The following is a 6,827-nucleotide window of genomic DNA, read 5'->3' as shown; positions in this document are numbered from 1 at the left end:
GGTGTAGATGCCGACAAACACGGTGATGCGCAAGCTAAAATTTTTTATTTCTCTGAAAAAAGTGATGCTACAACCATCCATGATTTCAATACGTTTGGAAAAAAGGTTTTTGACTTTGATGATTACATGACATTTTTTGGTGGAATGTCTAATTTTACGGAAGACGGTAGTCAACTGTCCATTAGAGGAGGAAATGCAAGTTTATCGTTTCCTACAGAATCTGATGCTCCAGAAATGAGTACGTATAACGGCGCTTTACATTACGGTGTAGAACCTAATAAAAGGCTTAAAGTTTCTGGTTTTGGATTAGTTAACACGAACAACATCAAGTACAATTCTACGGTAGAACGTTTTTATAATACGGTAGAAAATCCTTATACAACCATAGATGAGCAACGAAACAAAAACAATACGTTGATGGGAATGGCTCGTATAAAACTTGACTATAATCCGAATGATAAAGGACAGATTAAATATAACCTGAACTTTAACTACATGAAAAATGAAGACGAACAATCGGTTGATAATTTTCTTGATGGGCAAAAAACAGGTTTTAGAAATAACTTTACAGATCGCGAAAATTTCAGATTAAGTCAAAATTTATCGTACATCAAAAAGATTGGTCGTGATCATAACATTGGTTTTTATCTTCGTCATCAATTCCAAAATGAAACACCAGATTTCAACTTGTATTCATCGAATCAACCATTTACTATTTTTGGGAATTTATCAAAAATTAACGATCAATATAATTTGAATCAAGACCAACGATATAATGTCAATACGTTTCAGTTTTATACCGTTTATAATCATTTATTAACCAATACAGCGAACCTTAAATTTAAGGTTGGAACAAATTTCAGTTTTCAACGTTTTGAAAATTCATTGTATGATTACCAAAACTTGATCACTTCATTCAATACCATAAGTGATACGAATTTTGATTACAATGAAACCTTTGGAGATGTAACATTGACAAAAAAAATAGGGAATTTTCAAGCTGATCTTGGTGCTGGATTGATTTTCTTTTCAGAAAATGCAAAGTTCACAGATGGGACAAACGAGAAGTTTAATGAAACGAAGGTTTTACCACACGCACGCTTGAATTATAAGTTTAACAATGCGACTTCTATAACGGCAAATTATAAACAAGCCTACGATTTACCGCATGCAAAAGATTTGACCGATTCGTATGTTTTGCAAAGTTACTTCAGTATTTTTCAAGGAAATCGTGATTTAAGACAAGCACTAACACATACTGCTTCGTTAAGTTTCAATCATTTTAATTCCTTTTCATTTTTCAATATTTTTGGAAATGTATCCTATTCGAAACGTGAAAAAAGTATCGTTACAACTTCTGTCCTAAATCAAGAAAATCAAACACAGATTAACACCTTATTGAATTCGGATTATGACAATGATACGTATTCAGGTTATTTTATGATTTACAAACGTTTTGCTAAATGGTACAATGTGCGTGGAACAGCTAATTTAAATTATTCTGACTATTACACTTACACAGGAAGTAAAATCGACGATACAGAACGAGTGGTTAATAATACGTCTTTTAATCAGACGTATAATTTAGAAAATTCGTTTGTATTCAATAAGAAATTCGAATTAAAAGCTGGATTAAATTTAAGCTTAAGTAATTTCAAATCTTTGTTCGAACAAAAATTTGAAACTTGGCGTCCTTATGGAGATGCCGCTTGGTCGGTGACGGATAATTTATTAATTCAGTCCGATTTTTCCTATCGTTTACAATACCGTAATGGAGAACGTTTAAATGATGCAAAAGAATGGAATGCTTCTGCGCGTTATAAAATTGCGAAGAAAACGTACCTAACTTTAACGGGTGGAAATCTATTAGGAAACAATATCATCGTTTCAAATGGCTTTACAGATAACTACATATCGACTACAACACGCAATGTTTTGGGCAGATATTTTATCGTGAGTCTTCGATATAAGTTCTAAAAAATCAAATAATAACGAATTAAAAATCCCTCAACACTTATTTTAAAGCTGTTGAGGGATTTTCTATTGATCTTATTTTGTTGTTGATAACTAAATTAAGTTTAGCTAAATACTATTTAATATTATTCTCTTTTAACCATTTTCGGTAAACATCTGCATTTTTCAAATGTTCTTGATAATCGGCAGTAAAAATATGATAACCTGGTTTTTTCGGGTCAGCTGCAAAGAAAATAAAATCGTGATTAGCTGGTGATAAAACCGCGTCTATTGCTCCTAAATTCGGCAAACAAATGGGCGCAGGAGGCAAACCTTTGTTGCGATAGGTATTGTAAGCATTCGACGACCATGTCCATTTTTTGTACACGCGTTGTACTTTTTGGTTCCAACCATTTTCCATTTTGTAAGCATAAATAGAAGTTGGATCCGCTTCCAAACGCATATCTTTCGCTAAACGATTCATATAAGCACGCGCCACTTTTTGTTGTTCTTCCATATTATCAGATGATTCTAACTGAACTATTGAAGCCAAAGTTGTCACTTCTAAAGGTGATAGCTTAAGTGTTTTTGCTTTTGCAAGACGCTCTTCGTTCCATACCTTATCATGTTGAGCCACCATTTTTTCTACAAATTTTTCTGGTGTAATTCCCCAATACACAAAATACGTTTCTGGAATAAAATATTGTTTTACCGTTTCGTCATTTAACGTGGTATCATTTTTCTCTTTTACAAAATCTCGAATCGCTGTTAAAACTTGAACCGAATCCATATCAACTTGCTTCGAAACAGAACTTGCCAAATGATAAATTGTAGGTTCATTTTTGATACGAAGTTTCACTTCTTCTTGTTCTCCACCTTGCAAACGATCGATAATATCACGGTTAGTATCTGTGCTTGAAATTTTATATTTTCCAGATTTAATGGTTGCTGGATAATCTGCATCTTCAGCATATTGTTTGAACAACTTTTCGTTCTTTAAAAATGGTTTCAAAGAATCTAAGACTTGATCAAAATTAGCTCCGCGAGAAATATAGATGTAACCATCTTTTGTTGCATTTCCCTTGAAACCATCTATAAATGTACATCCTATCAGTACAAATGAACAGAATAATAGTAATACAAAATTTATTTTTTTCATAGGATCGAATTAAATTTCAATTTCACCTTCAAAAACTTTTACGGCTGGTCCGTTCAACCAAACATTGACAAAGTTATGATTATTTTCTTCAAAATTCACCGATAAATCACCACCCATTGCCTTTACTTTGATGTCGTTTTTGTCTACTAAATTTTTCACATAAGCAGCAATTGCAGCAGCGGTAATTCCAGTACCACAAGCCAAGGTTTCGTCTTCTACACCTCGCTCGTACGTTCTAATTCTCAGCGAATGATCTGGCATGACTTCTACAAAATTTACGTTAGAACCTTGCTCAAAATAAGGAGCTCCATTGCGAATAGATTTTCCTTTTTTGTACACGTTAATGTCTTTTACATTATTTACAAATTCTACGTGATGTGGCGAACCTGTATTCATAAACAAATAACCATCGTGGTCTTCAACTTCATTCACATCAATCATCTGTATCCGAATAACATCGTGATCTACTACACCATGATGCAAACCATCGATTGCATTAAATGTCATTTTGTCATTGGCAACGTTCAAATCATTGGCAAATCGAATAATACAACGTCCACCATTTCCACACATCGTGCTTTCGTTTCCATCAGAATTAAAATACACCATTTTGAAATCTGAATGATCGTCATTCTGTAACAAAATTAATCCATCAGCTCCAATCCCAAAGTTACGGTCACACAGCCTATTAATCAGTTCTGTCGAAATAGGAAATGTTTTTTCTCTATCATCAATCATGACAAAATCATTCCCAGCTCCTTGGTATTTATAAAATTTTAATTTCAACTTCTTAAATTTTAAACAAAGTAAATACATTTTTATCACTCTTAACTAATGTTATAAAAGATTTATAATATAGTGTTAACAACCGTTAAACGGTTTGAAATGTTAAAATTTTGGTCTTAAATTTGATTTAATCAAAAACATTAAAAACTTATATAAAAAAGAAATGAAAAAATATACAGGCTACTTATTAGTTGGTTTAGTTAGTTCTATGACAACTATGGGAGGTTTTTATTTGATGAATGATAATACAAACAATCCATTTATTACCAATGCCAACGAACAAAAAAATGGAGATTTCGAATTAGTTGATTATAAAGGAAATTACGGCTACGATGCGCCTAATTTTGTAGAAGCTTCTAATAAAGCTGTGCACACCGTTGTAAGTATTAAAAATTATTCGAATCGAAGACAGCAACAACAACAGCAATTCTTTGATCCTTTTGATTTCTTTTTTGGACAACCTTCACCACAACAAAGAGGAAGACAGCAACAACAACCTGATCAAGATCAACCATCTGGAATGGGGTCTGGTGTAATTATTTCGCAAGATGGATATATTGTTACTAATAATCACGTGATTCAGGGTGCATCTAAAATTGAAGTAACCCTAAATAACCAAAAAAGCTATACAGCAGAATTAGTTGGTACAGATCCAAGTACAGATATTGCGTTACTTAAAATTACAGAGAAAGGTTTACCATTTACTAAGTTTGTAGATTCTGATGCTATTAATGTTGGTGATTGGGTATTAGCTGTAGGAAATCCGTTTGGTTTAACCTCTACTGTTACCGCTGGTATTGTATCAGCAAAAGGACGTAGCATTAATATTTTAGGTAAAAATTCTGAATCACCAATCGAGTCATTTATTCAAACAGATGCCGCGATTAACCCAGGTAACTCTGGTGGAGCTTTAGTGAATGCAAATGGAGATTTGATTGGTATTAACACTGCTATTTCTTCGCCAACAGGTGCATACTCTGGTTATGGATTTGCTGTTCCTGCAAACTTGGTAAAAAAAGTTGTGGAGGATATTAAATCTTATGGAATGGTTCAGCGTGGGTATTTAGGTATCAAAGGCTTTGATTTATCAAATGAAGACGCTGTAAAACAATACAACAGAGAATTTAAGAAAAATGTAAAAACTGATAAAGGTGTAATGGTTACTGAATTGGTTTCGAAAGGATCTGCAATCGATTCTGGAATTGAAGAAGGTGATATCATTACAGCTGTAGACGGAAAACCAATTACATCTTTCTCTACATTATCTTTTATCGTAGGTAGCAAACGCCCTGGTGATAAAGTAACATTGACTGTAAAACGTGGAAATGCACAAAAAACATACACAATTACGTTGAAAGATGCGAAAGGAAGTACAAAAGTAAGAAGCAAAGCTGACTTAACACCAACTGAACTTTTGGGAGCACAATTTGAACCATTAACAGAACGTCAAAAAGATAATTTTGGAATCAATTATGGTGTAATGGTGAAAGATTTAGAATCAGGAGGGAAATTAGCTGCAGCTGGTGTTCAGAATGAATTTATTATTCTTTCTATCAATGAAAAAAATGTAAGTTCGCAAGAAGACATAGAAAAAATCCTGAAAAACTATAAAGGACGCGTTTCAATTAAATTTGCAGATTATTACGGACGTATTTATACGAAAGGATTTACGATGGATTAAAATTTCGAGTCGATTTTAAATTTTAATAAATCAATCTAAATAGCTACAACATATTTTGTTGTAGCTATTTATTTTTTATAAGATTAATATTCTTCCTATAAAATAATTATTCATTAATTTTATCACATGAAAAAGTTCATCGCACTCTTTATTTTTATCAGTAGTTTTCAGGCAAAAGCACAACAAAATTTAACCGATTATTTTACAATTAATGTTGGTTACGAATATTGGAATGGAAATTACGGAAAAGTTGGAACAGATTTATTTTTAGTCCAAGACAATAACAATATTTTGACCTTTAATGCAAATGCAAATTTGGGGTATATGAAAGATAAATTTCGTGTGATACCAGAGATTGGTGCGGGATATATGTTTAATTTTCGCAACAACCAAGTTGATCCGTATAGCTCAAACTTCAGTTCAGCTTTTTATGTGATTCGAGCCGAAGTTTCTCCGTGGACAATTACACCCAAAGCGGGGATTGCTGTATTAAGTATTGTGGAATTAAATGCGGGTTATTCTTTTGAGTTTAGAGAGAATAAAGATTTTAAAGATATGAGCGGATTTAGAGCCGGCTTAACTATTCATTTGCCGACTCAACTTTTTTAGCATTTCGAATGCTTTTGCGCAACTCTTTCAGACGAATATACAAATCTGATGTCGAAGCATTTTCTTCTATCGTACTAAAAATCGAAACTCCTTTATCGATATAAAAGAATATAATCGCTTCGTGATCTGCAACCTTGAACGCATTTGTAATTCCGTTAATTTTGTTTTCAACCCAAGATAATTTACATGTATTTAAATCATATACATGATCTTCGTTTCCTAAAATATCTTTAAAAATTAATTGCTCACCTTGAACATATAGCACCCCACTTCCTTGAAAGGATTTCATTTTAAGAAATCTCCCTTGTGGACGCCCAATGTTATATCGCACAACCGCTTTCAGTTCTATATCTTCGGGTAAGCTTTTCAACGTATGCAACTCGTTCTTTTCTCTAACTTTTGCATCAGAAACGGCAATAACAAAAAATATCGAAACAAAAATTCCGAAAATTAAAAAAATGATTAAGATTGATATAAACGCTGCCATAGTGTTATTTAATGTTAAGTAAAGTTATAAAAAAGCTTGAATTAACCTCTTAATAAATCACTTTTTTTACCTTTGCAAGCTAATGAATTCAATTTTGATGATGAAAAAACTTTTTTGCATATTATTTCCTGCCACATTATTTGCTCAAAAAA

General features: G+C 32.6%; 6 protein-coding genes. 3 read left to right on the top strand and 3 right to left on the bottom strand.

The window, feature by feature from the left end; all coding sequences use genetic code 11:
- A partial coding sequence (locus Q0616_RS02230; protein ID WP_298774711.1) for an outer membrane beta-barrel protein occupies positions 1-1,977 on the top strand: 1,977 nt, incomplete at its 5' end.
- A 112-nt stretch (positions 1,978-2,089) separates the two neighbouring features.
- On the opposite strand, the gene mltG is transcribed toward Q0616_RS02230, so the two are convergent.
- Together mltG and dapF are read right to left on the bottom strand one after the other, a co-directional pair.
- Entirely contained in the window at positions 2,090-3,112 is a 1,023-nt protein-coding gene (gene mltG, locus Q0616_RS02225; RefSeq protein ID WP_225538948.1) for an endolytic transglycosylase MltG, read from the bottom strand.
- 9 nt (positions 3,113-3,121) lie between these two features.
- Positions 3,122-3,898 (bottom strand): diaminopimelate epimerase, encoded by a 777-nt coding sequence (gene dapF, locus Q0616_RS02220; protein ID WP_260541168.1) that lies wholly within the window; start codon positions 3,896-3,898, stop codon positions 3,122-3,124.
- A gap of 163 nt (positions 3,899-4,061) precedes the next feature.
- Between dapF and Q0616_RS02215 the strand changes: the two genes are divergently transcribed.
- Together Q0616_RS02215 and Q0616_RS02210 are read left to right on the top strand one after the other, a co-directional pair.
- Positions 4,062-5,579: a Do family serine endopeptidase gene (locus Q0616_RS02215; RefSeq protein WP_260541171.1), complete on the top strand. Its 1,518-nt coding sequence runs from the start codon at positions 4,062-4,064 to the stop codon at positions 5,577-5,579.
- Positions 5,580-5,705: 126 nt separating this feature from the next.
- Positions 5,706-6,188, top strand: a complete 483-nt coding sequence (locus Q0616_RS02210) for a hypothetical protein (protein WP_284584224.1) — start codon at positions 5,706-5,708, stop codon at positions 6,186-6,188.
- Here the strand turns inward: Q0616_RS02210 and Q0616_RS02205 are convergent.
- The gene (locus Q0616_RS02205; RefSeq protein ID WP_188319593.1) at positions 6,160-6,675 is read right to left on the bottom strand and encodes a hypothetical protein; all 516 of its coding nucleotides are present in this window, start codon (positions 6,673-6,675) and stop codon (positions 6,160-6,162) included. The genes Q0616_RS02210 and Q0616_RS02205 overlap by 29 nt on opposite strands.
- Positions 6,676-6,827: the final 152 nt, after the last annotated feature.

The sequence above is a fragment of the uncultured Empedobacter sp. genome, from assembly GCF_937930195.1.
GTDB classification, from domain to species: Bacteria; Bacteroidota; Bacteroidia; order Flavobacteriales; family Weeksellaceae; genus Empedobacter; species Empedobacter stercoris.
This window is presented reverse-complemented; position numbering and strand designations above follow the sequence as displayed.